The 16,574-nt window shown below is 58.9% G+C and carries 15 protein-coding genes and 1 tRNA gene; 7 read left to right on the forward strand and 9 right to left on the reverse strand.

Translation table 11 applies throughout. The features are described 5' to 3' along the window. Positions 1-125: 125 nt before the first annotated feature. Together ACP15R_RS17430 and ACP15R_RS17435 are read right to left on the reverse strand one after the other, a co-directional pair. Positions 126-1,922 carry an acyl-CoA dehydrogenase C-terminal domain-containing protein gene (locus tag ACP15R_RS17430; RefSeq protein WP_224867816.1) on the reverse strand — a complete coding sequence of 599 codons (1,797 nt, stop codon included), beginning with the start codon at positions 1,920-1,922 and terminating at the stop codon, positions 126-128. Positions 1,923-1,958: 36 nt separating this feature from the next. Beyond that, entirely contained in the window at positions 1,959-3,629 is a 1,671-nt protein-coding gene (locus tag ACP15R_RS17435) for an AMP-binding protein (RefSeq protein ID WP_224867815.1), read from the reverse strand. A gap of 203 nt (positions 3,630-3,832) precedes the next feature. On the opposite strand from ACP15R_RS17435, the gene ACP15R_RS17440 reads away from it, so the two are divergent. Further along, on the forward strand, positions 3,833-5,242 hold the full coding sequence (locus ACP15R_RS17440) for a DsbA family protein (protein ID WP_424987586.1): 1,410 nt from the start codon (positions 3,833-3,835) through the stop codon (positions 5,240-5,242). Between the two features lie 117 nt (positions 5,243-5,359). Here the strand turns inward: ACP15R_RS17440 and ACP15R_RS17445 are convergent. Continuing rightward, positions 5,360-5,436: transfer RNA gene (locus ACP15R_RS17445), tRNA-Arg, on the reverse strand. Positions 5,437-5,676: 240 nt separating this feature from the next. Here ACP15R_RS17445 and ACP15R_RS17450 point away from each other — a divergent pair. After that, positions 5,677-6,102: a c-type cytochrome gene (locus ACP15R_RS17450; RefSeq protein ID WP_224867813.1), complete on the forward strand. Its 426-nt coding sequence runs from the start codon at positions 5,677-5,679 to the stop codon at positions 6,100-6,102. A gap of 61 nt (positions 6,103-6,163) precedes the next feature. Here the strand turns inward: ACP15R_RS17450 and ACP15R_RS17455 are convergent, their stop codons facing one another. From ACP15R_RS17455 to ACP15R_RS17465, 3 genes are read right to left on the reverse strand one after another with little or no spacing between them, the layout of a single operon-like run. Next, positions 6,164-7,159: a HupE/UreJ family protein gene (locus ACP15R_RS17455; RefSeq protein ID WP_424987587.1), complete on the reverse strand. Its 996-nt coding sequence runs from the start codon at positions 7,157-7,159 to the stop codon at positions 6,164-6,166. An 8-nt stretch (positions 7,160-7,167) separates the two neighbouring features. Next, the gene (locus ACP15R_RS17460; RefSeq protein WP_224867811.1) at positions 7,168-8,052 is read right to left on the reverse strand and encodes a peptidyl-prolyl cis-trans isomerase; all 885 of its coding nucleotides are present in this window, start codon (positions 8,050-8,052) and stop codon (positions 7,168-7,170) included. A gap of 31 nt (positions 8,053-8,083) precedes the next feature. Then, positions 8,084-9,979, reverse strand: a complete 1,896-nt coding sequence (locus tag ACP15R_RS17465) for a DUF3604 domain-containing protein (RefSeq protein ID WP_424987588.1) — start codon at positions 9,977-9,979, stop codon at positions 8,084-8,086. Between the two features lie 274 nt (positions 9,980-10,253). On the opposite strand from ACP15R_RS17465, the gene ACP15R_RS17470 reads away from it, so the two are divergent. Together ACP15R_RS17470 and ACP15R_RS17475 are read left to right on the forward strand one after the other, a co-directional pair. Beyond that, positions 10,254-10,619 (forward strand): hypothetical protein, encoded by a 366-nt coding sequence (locus ACP15R_RS17470; RefSeq protein WP_077399516.1) that lies wholly within the window; start codon positions 10,254-10,256, stop codon positions 10,617-10,619. Continuing rightward, positions 10,619-11,509, forward strand: coding sequence for a hypothetical protein (locus ACP15R_RS17475; RefSeq protein ID WP_424987589.1), 891 nt, complete (start codon positions 10,619-10,621; stop codon positions 11,507-11,509). The genes ACP15R_RS17470 and ACP15R_RS17475 overlap by 1 nt, the downstream gene beginning before the upstream one ends. Positions 11,510-11,564: 55 nt before the next feature. Here the strand turns inward: ACP15R_RS17475 and rep are convergent, their stop codons facing one another. Further along, positions 11,565-13,598: a DNA helicase Rep gene (gene rep / locus ACP15R_RS17480; RefSeq protein ID WP_424987590.1), complete on the reverse strand. Its 2,034-nt coding sequence runs from the start codon at positions 13,596-13,598 to the stop codon at positions 11,565-11,567. Between the two features lie 191 nt (positions 13,599-13,789). Here rep and ACP15R_RS17485 point away from each other — a divergent pair, with 191 nt between their 5' ends. From ACP15R_RS17485 to ACP15R_RS17495, 3 genes are read left to right on the forward strand one after another with little or no spacing between them, the layout of a single operon-like run. Then, positions 13,790-14,023 (forward strand): DUF3565 domain-containing protein, encoded by a 234-nt coding sequence (locus ACP15R_RS17485; protein ID WP_224867804.1) that lies wholly within the window; start codon positions 13,790-13,792, stop codon positions 14,021-14,023. Then, on the forward strand, positions 14,023-14,484 hold the full coding sequence (locus ACP15R_RS17490; protein WP_224867802.1) for a YaiI/YqxD family protein: 462 nt from the start codon (positions 14,023-14,025) through the stop codon (positions 14,482-14,484). Before ACP15R_RS17485 ends, ACP15R_RS17490 begins: the two co-directional genes overlap by 1 nt. Before the next feature lie 2 nt (positions 14,485-14,486). Further along, the gene (locus ACP15R_RS17495; RefSeq protein ID WP_224867800.1) at positions 14,487-15,032 is read left to right on the forward strand and encodes a GNAT family N-acetyltransferase; all 546 of its coding nucleotides are present in this window, start codon (positions 14,487-14,489) and stop codon (positions 15,030-15,032) included. 23 nt (positions 15,033-15,055) lie between these two features. Here the strand turns inward: ACP15R_RS17495 and ACP15R_RS17500 are convergent, their stop codons facing one another. Together ACP15R_RS17500 and ACP15R_RS17505 are read right to left on the reverse strand one after the other, a co-directional pair. After that, positions 15,056-16,360: a DASH family cryptochrome gene (locus tag ACP15R_RS17500; protein ID WP_424987591.1), complete on the reverse strand. Its 1,305-nt coding sequence runs from the start codon at positions 16,358-16,360 to the stop codon at positions 15,056-15,058. 26 nt (positions 16,361-16,386) lie between these two features. After that, on the reverse strand, positions 16,387-16,551 hold the full coding sequence (locus ACP15R_RS17505; RefSeq protein WP_224867796.1) for a DUF2256 domain-containing protein: 165 nt from the start codon (positions 16,549-16,551) through the stop codon (positions 16,387-16,389). Positions 16,552-16,574: the final 23 nt, after the last annotated feature.

Genomic DNA, 16,574 nt, shown 5'->3' on the forward strand with positions numbered 1-16,574 from the left:
GAACGAATCTCCCAAAAATAATCAGGCCGCATCCAGCGGCCTTTTTTATGCGCCAAAAAAAGGCCCCACAAAGTGGGGCCAAGCATCGGCGCCAGGCGGTCTCGGGGGCCGCCATGCACGAGGATTTAAAAAGCGAAGTGCTCCGCCGCCATCGCCATCATGCTTTCTCCACCATTCTGGACACAGGCACTGTGACTCTTGGCACGGGGCAGAACCCGGTCAAAATAAAACGCACCGGTTTGTAGTTTGGCGGTGTAGAAATTGGCATCGCCACTGCCTTCGGCGAGTTTCTGCTGCGCGGTGGCCATCATGCGCAGCCAGTAGTAACCGAGCACCACGTAGCCGGCGAACATCAGGTAGTCCACCGAGGCCGCGCCAATCTCTTCCGGGTTGCTCATGGCACGCTTGCCGATTGTTGCGGTCAGCGATTGCAGTTCTTCCAGGTACTGGCCGATCACTGCTGCGTGTGCAGCCAGTTGTTCGTCAGTGCTGCACTCGCCGAGGAAGCTGCCCATTTCCTGCATAAAGCCTTTCAGCAATTCGCCCTGGCTGCCCAGCACCTTGCGGCCCAGCAGGTCGAGTGCCTGAATGCCGGTGGTGCCTTCGTACAGGCAGGAAATCTTGGTGTCGCGCATCAGCTGTTCCATGCCCCACTCGGAAATAAATCCGTGGCCGCCGTACACCTGTACACCGTGGCTGGTGGACTCCATGCCGGTCTCGGTGAGGAAGGCCTTGGCGATGGGGGTGAGCAGGGCCAGCTTGGCATCGGCGCGCGCGCGTTCGTCGGCGTCGGTGCCTTTGTGGGTGGTGTCGATCAGCATTGACAGGTCGGCGCTCATGGCACGCCCGCCCTCGGCAAATGCCTTCTGGGTCAGCAGCATGCGGCGCACATCCGGGTGCACGATGATCGGGTCGGCGGCGCCGTCCGGGTTTTTGGCACCGGACAGCGCGCGCATCTGCAGGCGCTCGCGGGCGTAGGCCAGCGAGCCCTGGAAGGCGGCTTCTGAAGCGGCCACGCCCTCGAGTGCTACACCCAGGCGCGCAGAGTTCATGAAGGTGAACATGCAATTGAGGCCGCGGTTGACCTCGCCAATCAGGTAGCCGCGGGCATCGTCAAAGTTGAGTACGCAGGTGGCGCTGCCCTTGATGCCCATCTTGTGTTCGATGGAGGCACAGTGCACACCGTTGCGTTCACCCAGGGAGGAGTCTTCATTGACGTTGACCTTGGGCACGATAAACAGCGAGATACCTTTGGTGCCCGCCGGGGAGCCGGGGATGCGCGCCAGCACGATGTGCACGATGTTTTCGGCCAGGTCGTGGTCACCGGCACTGATGAAAATCTTGCTGCCGTTGAGGCGGTAGCTGCCGTCATCATTGGCTTCGGCCTTGGTGCGCAACAGGCCCAGGTCGGTGCCGCAGTGGGGTTCGGTCAGGCACATGGTGCCGGTCCAGCGCCCTTCGACCAGTGCAGGCAGGAAGCGGGCTTTCTGTGCGTCGGTGCCGTGCGCCTCCAGCGTTGCCATGGCGCCATGGCTGAGCCCCGGGTACATACTCCAGCTGTGGTTGGCTGCGGATATCATTTCACTGATCGGTAGCTGCAGCGAGTGTGGCAGGCCCTGTCCGCCGAACGCCTCGTTCTGCGCCAGGGTTGGCCAGCCCGCTTCCATATACTGCTCGTAGGCTTCCCTGAACCCGTCGGGCGTGGTCACTTCACCGTCGTTCCACTGGCAGCCCTGCTCATCGCCGATGCGGTTCAGGGGCGCGACAACGTCTTCGACAAACTTGGCTGCTTCCTCATGGATGGCGTTGATGGTGTCTGCATCGACATCTTCGAAACCGAGTTTGCGGTAGTGGGTCTCGCAGTCGAACACTTCCTGGAGTACAAACTGCATGTCGCGCAGCGGGGCTTTATATTCGGGCATAACGATAACTCTCTAATACTTTGTTCGATCGGAAAATCAGGCTTCGGCAAGCAGTTTGCGCAGGTCTTTGCGCAGCACCTTGCCGACTGGGGTTTTGGGCAGCTCGTCCATCACCTCGAACTCCCGCGGCACCTTGTAGGCGGTGAGGTGCTGGCGGCAGTGGGCAATCAGTGCCTCGGTATCCAGTTCGCCCTCGTGAACCTCCACATACACACGGACTTTTTCTCCGGTCTGTTCGCAGGGCACGCCAATGGCGCCGGCGGTGGCGATGGACTCGTGCATCGCCACCACTTCCTCGATTTCATTCGGGAATACGTTAAAGCCGGACACTAGAATCATGTCTTTCTTGCGGTCGACAATGCGCAGCAGGCCATCCTCGCCCAGGGTGGCAATGTCACCGGTGGCCAGCCAGCCGTCGCGGATGACTTCTGCCGTGGCCTCCGGCCGCTGGTAATAGCCCTGCATGACCTGCGGCCCTTTCACCAACAGCTCACCGGGTTCGCCCGCGGCCACATCCTCGCCGTTTTCATCGACCAAACGCACGTCGGTGGAAGGCAATGGCACACCGATTGCGCCGCTGAAGTAATCCTGGGTGTAGGGGCTTACCGCTACGCAGGGGGAGCACTCGGTAAGGCCAAATCCCTCGAGCACGGCACAGCCGGTTTTTTCTTGCCACTTCTCGGCCACTGCGCGCTGGGTGGCCATGCCGCCGGCCATAGTTACCTTGAGGGCGCTGAAGTCCAGCTTGTCGAAGCCGGGGGTATTCATCAGGCCGTTGAACAGGGTGTTAACACCGGTGAAGAAAGTGAAGCGGTATTTGGACAGGGTTTTTACAAACCCGTCCATGTCGCGGGGGTTGGCGATCAGCAGGTTGCTGCCACCACTGAACATAAAGGCGAGGCAGTTACAGGTGAGTGCGTAGATATGGTAGAGCGGCAGCGCCGTGACCATTATTTCGTTGCCCTCTTCCACAATCGGCTCGATCATGGCGCGGGTCTGCAGCATGTTGGCGATGATATTGCGCTGGCTCAGTACCGCGCCCTTGGCCACACCGGTGGTGCCCCCGGTGTACTGCAGGAACGCGATGTCATCTCCGCAAACGGTCACCGGCGAAAGGCTCAGGCGCGCACCGCGGGCCAGTGCCTCGTTAAAGCCGATAGCGCCGGGTAGTTGGAACGCCGGCACCGCCTTTTTGACTTTGCGCACCACAAAATTAAGCAATTTGCCCTTGAGGCCGAGGCAGTCGCCCACCCCGGTGGTAATTACATTCACCACTGGCGTATCGTCGATAACTGCCTCGAGGGTGTGCGCGAAGATTTCGAAAATGACGATCGCCTTGCTACCGGAATCCTGCAGCTGATGGCGCAGTTCACGCTCGGTGTAAAGCGGGTTGACGTTGACCACGGTAATGCCCGCCAACTGTGCGCCAAACAGAGCGATGGGGTACTGCAGCAGGTTGGGTACCATGATGGCCAGGCGGTCGCCTTTAACCAGCCCCAGGTCCTGTTGCAGGAAAGCCGCAAATGCCTCGGCTTTTTCTCCCAGCTGGGCGTAGGTTAATTCGTAGCCCATGCTGATGAAGGACGGCTTGCTCGCGAATTTTTTAACCGATTCCTGAAAAACGTCATTGATGGAGGCGTGTGCATCCGGGTCAATTTCTGTGGGGACACCCGGTGGGTACAGGGTTTCTTGCCAGGGTCTATTCATTATTTTTTCCTCGCTGCTGCTGTGCTCGCTGCTTGGCGCCAAACGGGCTACTCGCGTTACTGTGGTACATCGCGCGCGGGTGCGCTTAGATGTAACGCTACGATACTAATTCTTGTAAGTAATTCTTGTCCGTAAGCCTAGATAGCAACCTTAAATATAATGTCATAAGATAGGACAATACAAGAGGCGGGAGAAAGATTGGGATGGCACAAGCATTCAAAGAGCAGGGCGGTGCGGCCACCATGGACCCGGGCAGATTGCTGCGCTGGCTGACGTCGAAGGTGATGACGCGGGTTTGTGCGCCACAGCGCCTGCAGGGGCGCCGCGACAAAGCGGAAGCCGCCCGCCAGCGCGACGGCGCCGCACATGTGGTGGAGTATTTCCACCAGGTGGATGATGGATACAGCCATCTGGCCGCGCAAATGCTGGGGGCTCTGGCCGGGCGCTATGGTATTGAGCTGGTAATTCATCTGGTCAGCGCGCCGAGTGGTGACAATGTACCCGAGCCCGAATTGCTCGCGCGCCTGTCGCGGGTGGATGCCGCCCTGATCGCGCCGCACTACGGCCTGCGGTTTCCAGGGGGTGACGCGGCCCCGGCGCCGGAGCTGGTTGAGCAGGCCTCTGCCATCCTGTGTGCCCAGAGTACCAGCGGTTTTTTGGCGTGCGCCGCGGAAGTCGGGCAGGCACTGTGGTCCGGTGACCGGGCGCGTATGCAGGCACTCGTCGCGCGATGGGGCAGTGCCAGTGATGACCTGGTAGCGGAACGCATCGCCGCCGGTAATGCGCGGCGCCGTCAGCTCAAGCACTACGCCGGGGCCATGTTCTTTTATGGCGATGAATTGTATTGGGGTGTCGACCGCCTCTACCATCTGGAGCGTCGTTTGGCGGGGCTGGGTGCGGACCAGCTCCCTGCCAACCCCGCGCTGGCACCGCGCCCGCCCGTCGAGCCGATTCAGGGTAAAGCTGCGAGCAGCCTGACCCTGGAATTCTTCCCCTCCCTGCGCAGCCCCTACACCGCGGTTTGTTTTGACCGCGTGGTGGCGTTTGCCCGTGCGGCCGGTATCAAGCTGGTACTGCGGCCGGTGCTGCCGATGGTGATGCGCGGCGTACCGGCAACGCGCGAAAAAGGCATGTACATTTTTACCGACGCCGCGCGGGAAGCGCACGCGGCGGGAGTAGCCTTCGGTAATTTCTACGATCCGATTGGCGACCCGGTGCGCCGTGCTTATGCGCTGTACCCGTGGGCGTGTGAACAGGGGCGGGAAGTCGAGCTGATGTCCTGCTTCCTGCGGGCGGCGTTTGCCGAAGGCATCAATACCAATAAAGATCGGGGGCTGCGTTACGTGGTGGAGCAGGCGGGCCTCGATTGGCAGCAGGCACAGGACATCCTCAACGCAGACGCACGCACGCCTCAAGGCGAGCGCGTCTGGGAAAACGTGCTGGAGAGTAATCGCGAGGTGCTATACCAGGCGGGGCTGTGGGGCGTGCCGAGTTTCCGCTTGCTCGACCAGAACGGCCGCGAGCGGCTGGCGGTGTGGGGGCAGGACCGCCTGTGGTTGGTTTCCCGCACAATTCAGCAGTTGCTGGCGGAGCAGTCGGAACCTGTCGGCTGAGGCGTTTGCGCTGCGGTGGCTTTGCCGCCTCCGAGTCGAACCTGGGAACTGAGCAAAGCCCTCGGGCTTGGGACGATATATAAAAAAGGCCACCCAATGGGTGGCCTTTTTTATATATGGCCCGCCCGAGAGGATTCGAACCTCTGACCTTCGCCTCCGGAGGGCGACGCTCTATCCAGCTGAGCTACGGGCGGATTGGGGTGACCTTGGAGGTCAAAACGGCGCCAAATCAAGGGTTTACCGACATCTGGCGCGGACGCGGATTATACAGAAGGGCTATGGCAGGGCAAAGGAAATCCGGGAGATTTGCCCACTTATGGCTTACGGCCCTTCGCAGCGGGCGGCGCAATGCTTATAATGCGCGGCAATTTAGTAGAGGTTTGTGGCGATCGCGCCGGAATCTGCAGGCTGTATCTGGCCTTTAGGGGGAATGGATGAAGGTTGTATTCAATTTTGTAGCGGCTCTGGCCGTAGCGGTGGGCGCAGCAGTAGCGGTTGCCCAGAGCCAGTCTGTTGACGAAGAAATTGCCGAGCGCCTGGCGCCAGCGGGCAAGACCTGCATGCAGGGCGATGAGTGTGCGGCGGCAGCGCCTGCAGCCAGCGCATCTGCCGGCGGTACTCGCAGCGGTAGCGATGTGTACGGTGCGCACTGCGCAGCGTGCCACATGACTGGCGCCGCTGGTGCACCCAAGTATGAAGATGTCGCGGCCTGGGCGCCGCGCATTGGCAAGGGCATGGATACGCTCTATACCAATGCCATCAGCGGTATCGGTGCGATGCCGGCGAAAGGTCTGTGCATGACCTGCTCCGACGACGAGATCAAGGCTGCCGTTGACTACATGGTAGAAGGCAGCAAGTAAGCGACCGCTTACTTATCCCGCAAAAAGGCCGCTCACTGAGCGGCCTTTTTTGTTGCCCCGGCTATACGTAGAAGGCGCTAATGCGCTCGATGGTCCAGAACATGGCGATGCTGCCAATACTGTAGGCGGCGGCCAGCCGTGCCAGTTGTCGATAGCGCTGCGCGACCCCGAGTGCCAGGTAACCAAGGCATACCACCCCGGCCACAAACAGTAGCTGGCCGACCTCCACCCCGGCATTGAACGATAACAGCGCGAGCGGGATATCCGTCGCCGGCAAGCCGATTTCCGTCAGCGCGCCGGCAAAGCCAAAGCCGTGCAGCAGGCCAAAGCCAAATGCCACAAGCCAGGGGCTGCGGTGCGTCTGACCGGGTCGCCCGAATTGAGCGCGTACGATTTCTGCGGCCAGCAACAGGATGCTGAGGGCGATCACCGCCTCCACCGGTGCCTGTGGTATCTGGATTACCCCCAGCGACGCCGCACTGAGGGTGATGCTGTGGGCCACGGTAAATGCGGTGATGGTGGCCAGCAGGCGGCGCCAGCCAATCACGATCAGCAACAGCGCGAACACGAACAGCAGGTGGTCGATGCCGAGCAGTATGTGTTCGACGCCCAGAGTGAAATAGCTCCACACAATCGCCCCGGTACCGGGGGCGGCATCCACGATGGTGCTGTGTTGTCGGGGCGTCAGCCTGACGGTCTGGACGGGCCGGTCGACGCCGGCAATCCGCACCAGGGCATCGGTCATCGAGTGTTGCAGGCCGGCGATGGCAACGGGCTGCCCGTCGATACCGCCCTCGCAGGTTAGCCGCCAGCGATGCACGCGCGCTCCAGTGACTTCAAGGCTAACCCGGTCGCCCTGTTCGCGGCAGTTTCCCGGTAAGGTAGGTTCCATCGGCGCGGGGATGCCACCCTTGATGGGCATTTTCCACAACACCTCCCATACATCGTTGCTGGCTTCTTTGAGCTCCAGATACGCGGGCTTTATTTCGTGGGCATGGCTGAGCGGGCTGGCCACAAGCACGAGTGGTAACAGGATTCCCAATCCCAGTAGACGCAATATCCGTCTCATTCGGCTGCGACCTCAACCTTAACCTCAACCTCAACCGGCGCCAGCAAGTGCTGCGCCGCCTCCGGTATCAACACCTGATACTGCGCGCGCAGTGATTGGTAGAGGGCCGCTTGTGCCTGCTTGCGTTCTGCCTGTCGCCAGGCCCCTTCCACCGCATCACGTACCTCGGCCAGCTTGGCATTGCGGCCTGGCTGGTGGCTGGCAATTCGCACCAGATGCATGCCGTAACTGGACTGGATGGGGCCGTGCCACTGGCCGCTGGGGATATTCGCCAGCGCAGTGGCAAAGCCTTCGCCGAAGGTGCGGCCGATTGTCTGGGTGTCGGTATCCGCGACCTCAGCCGGGAGCATGATTGGGTCACTGAACTGGCGGTGATCCACGGATGCTGCCCCGCGCAATTGCGCGAGGAGCTCCAATACATCCGCATTGCTGTAGCGGTGGGCCGGATCCAGATAAACCTGATCGAAACTGTAACGTGCCTGCGCGGTAAACGCGGTGGGGTTGCTGTCCAGATACCCCTGCAGCTCTTCGTCACTGGGCTGGCGCATTTGCGCGATATCGGCCGAAATGAATTCCATTTTTTGCGCGAGCCGGCGTCGCACCAGTGCATCATCGCGATCCAGCCCGAGTGCCAGCGCCTCCCGGTAGAAGATCTCCTCGCGAATATCATTCTCTAACAGCGCGGAGAGTTCGTTGGCGGTGGGAAGCCGCTGCCATTTGCGCTCGAACAGTGCCACATGCCGCTCAATGTCCTGCGCGGAGACAGCGATCTGCTTTTCCCCAACATTCGCATCTCCCGGTGCCATCGCATAGAGCGCGAACACCAGCCCGCCGATAACAGCGAAATGCAGCAGCGGCTCTTTGATTATTTTTTTGATCATGGAATGCCCCTGAGGTTAAGTTTTTCGGGCGTTAACTCGGGTTGTACCAGATGGGCGAGGTGTAGGCGCGTTCCTGTGAAGACAGGCGCGTGCCCTTGGGCATTTTCAGGCCGTAGTACTTTGCGTCGTGAGCCAGCCAGGTGGGCGTGGGAATTTCCAGCACGCGGATGTAATAAAACGCTTTCTCTTCCGGATCGAATTCCGGGTCTTTCCAGTAGGCCTGTAAAAAGGGCGCGCCAATGGTATTGGTGAAGCTCGCGTCGGCTTCATTCACGGTATTGCCTACCGCCGTTCTGCAGCGGCCGCTGCTGTCAATCTTGCGATCACCCGAGACGGCGACGTCGTAAATGCGCTCGTGGGTTTTGCCATCTTTGTCGAGCCAACCCTTTACCACCTGAATGCGATCCAGGTTGCCGCCTTCGACTTCGCGCATAGCGCGCACCAGGAAGGTCGGTGCTTTGCCGTTGGGCGCGCGAGTCAAGTCACCACCCATGGGGACGCCCTTGTCGTAACCGATTTTTGCGAACTCCGAACTGGCCAGGTCGTCTTCGGAAAAATCCCAGCCGCCAAACACCCGCACCTGCAGGCGGGTACCGCTGGTGCCGTAGGCCTCTTTGCGCTCCATGGCATCAAACAGGGCGGGGCGGGTGTTCTCGTTGGCCCAGACCGCAACCAGCCCGGATGCCTGCAGGTCCACCGCAGAAATATTCAGGTTCGGATCCACCAGGGATTTGATCAGTACATCCTTGTAGCGCTCCGGGCTTGGCTCCACAAAGTGCGCCTTGCCGAACCAGTTGTTCTCCGCGGCGGTGGCAAGGCCGGTGTGATTATCTGTGCTGCCGATCAAACCGAATTTAAACGGGTTGGTGCCGTAGGTTTCCTGCAGGGCCAGGCCATCTTTTAATGCCTCCCGTGCGTACTCGTTTGCCAGCATGTCGTTGGTTTTGGGTGCGGAGCCCTGCAGGTTGGTTTTATCCAGCAAACCAAAATCGGCGAATTCATCTTTGGGCGAGAGATACGGATGGGCCTCCCCGGTGCCCTTGGCCTGGGTGATTTCTACCAGCGGTTCGCGCTTGGCCCGAACTTCCACATAGTTTCGATCCCACTTGGAGCCATCAAATTTCTTTTTCTCAAAGAAGCGGCCGTTACTGAGGTTACCGTTGTGGGGGATGGCCAGCATGCGGCCGCCGGTGGTCTGCTCGTAGCGGTCCATGTACTTCCACAGCTCTTCCGGTGCTTCCGAATCGTAGGCGGAAAACGGCACCACCTGCTTTGCCTTGTCACCGTCGTCGCGGAAGATCACTACCCGGTGCAGGTTGTTGCCGTCAGGGTGCGAGGTCCACTCGAATCCGATAAGCGCGGTGAAGGCGCCCGGTTGATTGTGTTTCTCTGCGGCATCCACGATCTCGCCCCAGGCAGACTTGGTCATCTCCGGGCTATCGAACGGCTTCTCGGAGCCGAAATTCAGCCACTCGATAAAGGCATCATAGCCTTTGCCCGCCTTGACCATGTCGTGCCACTTCTTACCCAACGGATCATTCAGTACAGACGGATCCGACTTGCGGATAAACGGGGCCAGCCCGAGAAGCTCGGCGTGATCCGCCACAACCAGGAAATCCAGTGGCGCACGCAGTCGTGCCTTCTGTCCGGTTTGCGATTCAACCACCGCACCCTTGGCAAACCGATAGGCCTCATCCGGGCCAACTTTTTCCTGCCCGGCCATGCCGGCATCGGTGGAGTAGCTGGTGTGCAGGTGGGTGTCACCAAAATAGACCCGGCGCGGAAAGTTCTCTGCGGGGTAGGGTGAATAAATACGGTCTTTCGGCGCCGGCTCGAACTTCGCCCCCTGCGCCAGCGTTATCGGGCTGGCCAGAACAGCAAGCAGAAGGACACAAAGTGAAGCGGGCAGGTTGGACGGGAGGCGCATGGGCAGGGTGCTCCGATTGGATCAACTGCCCAAATATAGAAGATGAAGAGGCTGTGCTTGCGCGAACGCTTCGTTGAGGCGGATATATCGTCGCCGATGTTGGTAGTGCCGCAGTCGGTGCCGGCATAAAAGATGTTTGTCGCGCCACTGGTGCGATCGCTTCGTGACACACGTCTCATTTTCCTTTAGCGTGTTTTTCCTCTTTGTGAGAATTTTTACAGAAATTTTTTCTGAATAAGTATTGCGGTGGAAAACAATATCAAAGGAGATCCGAGTGTCTTACGAGTGGAGAAATAACCTGGCCTGTTTGGCTACCTACAAGATCTTGTCCGGCCAGAACAAGATGGACCAGTTTGATTCGGAAGACTATCCGCTTGCGCAGGCTGGTGACCTCAAACTGAAGAACCTGCGCTTTCGCATTACCAGCACCAGCAATTTTGATGGCTATGAAGCAAAGCCTACCGCGCTGATGTTTTTTCGCGCGCTGCGGGACGACTACAGCCCGAAGAAAGAGCAGCGGGAAATGACCAGTGAGCAATTCTTGGGTGAGTTAATCGAATTATTTGCCAGTGATGAAAAAACCTTGACCGACCTGGCGTCTACGGTGGATCGCTTCTGCAAGTTTGAGGATGAATTCTGATGCCCATTAGCAAAATACGTTGGGCCCTGGGCTCGCTCGCCGCATTAATTCTGGCTTTTCCGGCCCACGCAGATGGGCAGGAAGAAAAAAGGCTGGTTTCTCCCATAGTAGTCACTGGTGATTCTGGGTCTGCAGTATTGGGGCTTGCCTATGAATTCAAGCGCAAGTCGTCGCGTGATTTCTCCAATCCCGCCGCCGATGGTGGTGATGAATGGGAGGAAATCGATACCGACAAGCTGGAGTGGGGCTATACCCTGAAAGGTACCATCACGGGTGATCCGGAAAACAATCCGGAGAACTTTATGGAGTTCGATCTTTTCCTGAATTACGTGAAGCTTGCCGACCTTCAGTCTATTAGTGACTGCCAGAGTATTACTTGCGATCCCTGGCAGCACCAATTCGGTGGCGTTTACAAATATGAGGCGGACCAATCTTTAGAGGACAAGCAAACGGTGCTGGGGCTGCGCTACCTGTCCCATTATGGTTTCCGTGTGCCGGGTACCTATAAAACGAGTAGCGACTTGTATCTAAGCGTAGCTTTTGGGGAGGTCACTCCGATAGCGGACGGCGAGCGCCAACAAATACTCGGTGATGCATTGGAGCCATTTAACCGCTGGGATCTTCAGGCTCTTTACAAGGTGCGGGTGGACCAGTTGCTTGGGGATTATGCCGAAGACCTGGAGTTGAGTTACCGCTACTTTTCCGAGGTGGATGCGCCTGAGGTTATTGAGCAGGCGGAGCTGGACCGATTCGGTCATGCCAAAGCGGTCCTCAATCTGAAAAACAATATGTTTATTGCTTATACCGATGGCGAGTTGCCATTGGATCGGGCAGCGGATAATACCTTCAAGCTGGGCTGGAGCTGGGACCTGGCGGCACTGGGGCTGTAAGTTCTGCGCCAAGGTGACGGCGGTGCTATCTATTTATAGCGCCACCCGTTTCCACCTAGTCAAACATACTCAGCAACGATCCGAGCGTCTCGTTACCCTTGGCCTGATTCTGCTCCGGCGACGCCTTGCCAAAGCCCTCGAAGATACAATCTTCATCGGGCAGTTCCTCGAGGAAGCGGCTCGGTGTCGTATCCTGATTTTCCCCGAACATTTTGCGCTTGCCGGCCAGGGTCATGGTCAGGGTCTTCTGCGCGCGGGTGATGCCCACGTAGGTGAGGCGGCGCTCTTCCTCGATATTGTCGTCTTCGATGCTGTTGCGGTGCGGCAACAGGTTTTCTTCCATGCCGATCATAAATACGTGTGGGTATTCCAGACCTTTGGAGGCGTGCAGGGTCATCAGGCTGACCTTGTCGGTGGCCTCTTCCTCTTCCTGGCGGTCGAGCATGTCGCGCAGGATCAGCTTGGAAATGGCCTGCTCCAGGCGCACGTCCTGTTCCAGCTCGTCGTCGGTACCTTCCATGGTTTTCATCAGCGAGTCGAGCAGCCAGTACACGTTTTCCATGCGCTTCTCGGCCACCTTCTCGCTACTGGCATTTTGTGACAGCCAGCCGGCGTAATCGATATCGTCGAGCATCTCGCGTAATGCCGATTCCGCACTGCTGTTGGCACAGTTGCGGGATACACCCTCCAACCAGAGGGCGAAGCGGTTCAGGCGCTCGTAGCCCGCCTCGGAGATGTGCTCCTTGAAGCCGATTTCGGTACACGCGCTCAGCATGGAGATCTCGCGCCCTTTGGCATAGTTGCCCAGGGCTTCCAAGCTACTGGTGCCGATCTGGCGGCGCGGGGTGTTGATGATGCGCAGGAAGGCGTTGTCGTCGTCCGGGTTGACCAGCAGGCGCAGGTAGGACATCACGTCCTTGATCTCGGCGCGGGCAAAAAAGCTGGTGCCACCGGAGAGCTGGTAGGGAATCTGGTTTTCCTGCAGCTTCATTTCGATCAGGCGCGCCTGGTGGTTGCCGCGGTAGAGCACCGCGAAGTCCATAAACTTGCAGCCGCGGCGGGCCTTTTGCAGGAAGATCTCGTTGGCTACGCGCTCGGCTTCCTCGTTTTCGTTGGCCACCTTGAGTACGCGGATCTCGTCACCGAGGCCGCGGTCGGACCACAGTGCCTTGTCGAATTCGTGCGGGTTGTGCGCGATCAGGTGGTTGGCCACCTTGAGGATGCGGCTGGTGGAGCGGTAGTTCTGCTCCAGCTTGATCAGGCGCAGGTTGGGGTAGTCCTGCTTCAGCTGGCTCATGTTTTCCGGGCGCGCTCCGCGCCACGCGTAGATAGACTGGTCGTCGTCACCTACCACGGTGAGGCCACCGCCGCTGCCCACCAGCATTTTCACCAGCAGGTACTGGGAGCTGTTGGTGTCCTGGTATTCGTCCACCAGCAGGTAGCGGATCTTGCGGCGCCAGCGCTGCAGCAGCTCGGGGTCAGTATCGAAAAGCTCCACCGGGATCATGATCAGGTCGTCAAAGTCCACGGAGTTGTAGGCCTTGAGGGCGTCGCAGTAGCGCCCGTAGGCAACCGCCATGGCCTGCTCACCGGGGCTCTGGGCCATTTCCAGCGCCTTGCGCGGGGTGAGCATGTCGTTCTTCCAGTTGGAAATCTGGTTCTGTACCCGGTCCAGCAGGTCGGTATCCAGGTCGCCGTCGCGCAGCATCAGCTCCTTGATCAGGGCGCGGGCGTCTTCGGCGTCAAAGATGGAGAAGCCCGGCTTGAAGCCGGCGGCGCGGTATTCCTTGCGCAGGATGTTCAGGCCCAGGTTGTGGAAGGTGGACACGGTCAGGCCGTGGGAGGCCTTGGATTTCTTGCCATCTGGGCCGGTGACCAGCTTGCCGACCCGCTCCTTCATCTCCCGCGCGGCCTTGTTGGTAAACGTCAGTGCAGCGATGTTTCGCGCCTGATAGCCGCATTCTTCGATCAGATAGGCGATTTTTCGCGTAATTACACTGGTCTTGCCGGAGCCGGCACCGGCCAGTACCAGACAGGGCCCGTCGATGTATTTGACGGCTTCCGCCTGGCGTGGATTGAGCTTGGTCATAAGCGAAACAGGATCGAGATACAGCTGGGTTGGGCGACAGAGTTGGGCGATTTTACCAGCGCAAGGGCCGCTTGGCTGTGCCTGTGGGCAGGTTTTATTGTGACCAGCAGGACGGTGCTTTTACCCAGGCCGGGATTTTGTCTATAAAGGACGGCCCAACCAAGGTGGGGCTTACTAGAGGGGGAAGCGCAATGCAGCAGCCGATCACCGGCTATCATCGCGATGACGAGGGCCACTGGGTGGCGCAGCTCGCCTGTGGCCACAACCAGCATGTACGTCACGACCCACCGTGGCAGAATCGGCCGTGGGTCACTACCGCGGAGGGCCGGGCCAAGATGCTGGGGTTCAAGCTCCAGTGCAAAAAGTGCGACGAGGGTGCCCCCTTGGATGAACAACCGCCCTCACAATCGAGAGAGTCCAATTAATGCCGAAGATCTGGGTGGACGCCGATGCCTGTCCCACCGTTATCAAAGAAATTCTGTTTCGTGCTGCCGAGCGCACCAAGACCGAACTGACCCTGGTGGCCAACCAGTATGTGCGTGTGCCGCCCTCCCAATATATTCGCGCGGTGCAGGTGACCGCGGGCTTTGACGTAGCCGATAACGAAATCGTGCAGCGCTGTGAGGCGGGCGACCTGATTATTACTGCGGATATCCCGCTGGCGTCGGAAGTGATCGACAAGGGGGCCACCGCGTTGAACCCGCGCGGCGAGAAATATTCCAAGGCCAATATTCGCGCGCGCCTGAATATGCGCGATTTTATGGAGACCTTGCGCTCCAGCGGCGTGCATACCGGCGGGCCGCCGCCGCTCGGGCAGCAGGAGCGCAAGGCGTTTGCCGATCAGCTGGACCGCTGGCTGGTGCAGTGTCGTCGCAGTGGGAAATAACAATGGCTGTGGAAATTGCACAACCTAAAACAGAGCGTCTGCAACTTCGTCAATGGCGCGATAGCGACCGGGCACCGTTTGCCGCAATGAACGCTGACCCGGTGGTGATGGAATATTTCCCCAAGCTGCTGAGCCGTGAAGAGAGCGATGCCGGCGTCGACCGCCAGATTGCGCATGTCGAAAAACACGGTTGGGGTTTCTGGGCAATAGAGACTCTGGCAGACAAGCAATTTATTGGTTTCGTTGGCATCAAAAATGTTACCGAAGATATGCCGTTTGCCCCGGCGGTGGAGATTGGCTGGCGCCTGGCACCCGCTGCCTGGGGCAAGGGTTACGCTACCGAAGCCGCGCGTGCGAGTCTGGAGTACGGGTTTACCCGGTTAGGGCTTGAGGAAATTGTCTCGTTTGCCGTAGTTAGTAACCTGCGTTCGCGTGCGGTGATGGAAAAGCTGGGCATGGTGCGGGAAGATAACTTTTTGCATCCGGGATTACCCTCCGGGCACCCGATGCAGGACCATGTGTTGTACCGGCTATCGCGATCTGCGTGATCGTTGTGCGTGTTTAATTTCAGCTAATTACCTAACCACAACGTGCGATACTGTTTATCCGGATCGTAATTTTCCGCTTGCCGCTCGATATTAAATCGCCGGTCGCGCGGATCATTCCCCACGCCACTGTTATACATCCAATTGCCGTAGTTGCTGTGCACGTCATAGTCGATGAGCTGGCTTTCAAATAAGGCGGCGCCGGCGCGCCAGTCCTGTTGTAATTCCTTCGCCCAGTAGCTCGCCACATTCTGCCGCCCACGGTTGCTCATCCAGCCGGTGGCGGCGAATTCGCGCATATTGGCGTTGACGAAATCGTAGGGCGTGCGCCCGTCTATCCATGCCGCGAGTTTTTCCGGGTCCAGCTGCCACGCGTATTCCCGCGCGCGAATACCGCTGAGGGCGAACAGGCGATCGCCGTGCTTTAGTGATATGTACTTGAAGTAGTCGCGCCACAGCAGTTCAAACTGCAGCCAGTAGGTATCTTCGTTGGCCTGTACCTCCCGCTCGAAACGTTTCAGTTCGGCATACACCTCCCGTGCCGACAGGCTGCCATTGGCCAGCCAGGCGGAGAGCTTACTGCTGTACTCGGTGCCGATTAATCCGTTGCGGGTTTGCTTGTAGCGGGTAATGTTTTCGCTACGCCAAAAATAGTCTTCCATGCGCTGCCTGCCCGCGGAACTACCGCCGACAAAGGGAAAAGCACTGCGTGGATCCGCTGCCGGCTGTTCCAGACCAAGTCCTTCGAGAGCCGGTAACGGCGAGCTGCCACCCGCCGCGGTGAGATTTTTTACGGGTCGCGGTATGGGGGTGGGCAGTGGCGAGCGTATGGGTAACTGTTGTTCAACCACCTTGCGGAACTGGGTAAATACTTCCGGTAACTCTGCGACTTCCGCAAACGGCAGGTCGTCGGGGTGGATGAGAAACTGGTCGTAATCGACGTGGAGGTGCACTGCGTCCATGGCCGATGCCGCTTGCAGTGACGCCAGCGCAGTGCGCTCATCGCGGGTCCACTCACGTTGCAAAAACAGCTTGGTTACTCCGTGTTCGGCGACAAGCTCTGGAATAATCTGTGCAGGTGCACCCAAGCGTATCAGTAGCGGAATATTGAGGTCGGTTAGCTGTTGTTGTAAATCTTCCAGACTCTGCAGGAGAAACTGCGCGCGAAATTTTCCGGTGCGCGGGAATCCGAACGGATCGCTGCTGAAAAACTGCGGATCAAAACAGTAGAGGGCGATAATTGGTTCATCACCATGTTCTGGCGCGCAGGCTCGAGTCAGCGCCCGATTGTCATGGCTGCGCAGATTATTGAGAAACCAGACCAGCTTCATTTAGCCTCCGCTACTGCTTTTCGTCGCTAGTTTTCGTCGCGACTTTTCATCGCGCTTTTGCGACGCTGTCGCCGGCAGCGTTCACTGCAGTAACGCACTTCGTGCCAGCAGCGCTTCCATTTCCGCCGCCAGCTGAAAGGGCGCCCGCATACCGGACAGATTTTTTCTGGTAGCGCGTTTTTCCGAGTCACTTTCTACTCTAGCGTGAAATAGA

Source organism: Microbulbifer sp. S227A, from assembly GCF_049800935.1.

Excerpts from the sequence above, each read along its gene's own strand:
- ACP15R_RS17430 (WP_224867816.1), bottom strand. The coding sequence starts at position 1,922 with ATGCCCGAATATAAAGCCCCGCTGCGCGACATGCAGTTTGTACTCCAG.
- ACP15R_RS17435 (WP_224867815.1), bottom strand. The coding sequence starts at position 3,629 with ATGAATAGACCCTGGCAAGAAACCCTGTACCCACCGGGTGTCCCCACA.
- ACP15R_RS17440 (WP_424987586.1), top strand. The coding sequence starts at position 3,833 with ATGGCACAAGCATTCAAAGAGCAGGGCGGTGCGGCCACCATGGACCCG.
- ACP15R_RS17450 (WP_224867813.1), top strand. The coding sequence starts at position 5,677 with ATGAAGGTTGTATTCAATTTTGTAGCGGCTCTGGCCGTAGCGGTGGGC.
- ACP15R_RS17460 (WP_224867811.1), bottom strand. The coding sequence starts at position 8,052 with ATGATCAAAAAAATAATCAAAGAGCCGCTGCTGCATTTCGCTGTTATC.
- ACP15R_RS17465 (WP_424987588.1), bottom strand. The coding sequence starts at position 9,979 with ATGCGCCTCCCGTCCAACCTGCCCGCTTCACTTTGTGTCCTTCTGCTT.
- ACP15R_RS17475 (WP_424987589.1), top strand. The coding sequence starts at position 10,619 with ATGCCCATTAGCAAAATACGTTGGGCCCTGGGCTCGCTCGCCGCATTA.
- rep (WP_424987590.1), bottom strand. The coding sequence starts at position 13,598 with ATGACCAAGCTCAATCCACGCCAGGCGGAAGCCGTCAAATACATCGAC.
- ACP15R_RS17485 (WP_224867804.1), top strand. The coding sequence starts at position 13,790 with ATGCAGCAGCCGATCACCGGCTATCATCGCGATGACGAGGGCCACTGG.
- ACP15R_RS17490 (WP_224867802.1), top strand. The coding sequence starts at position 14,023 with ATGCCGAAGATCTGGGTGGACGCCGATGCCTGTCCCACCGTTATCAAA.
- ACP15R_RS17495 (WP_224867800.1), top strand. The coding sequence starts at position 14,487 with ATGGCTGTGGAAATTGCACAACCTAAAACAGAGCGTCTGCAACTTCGT.
- ACP15R_RS17500 (WP_424987591.1), bottom strand. The coding sequence starts at position 16,360 with ATGAAGCTGGTCTGGTTTCTCAATAATCTGCGCAGCCATGACAATCGG.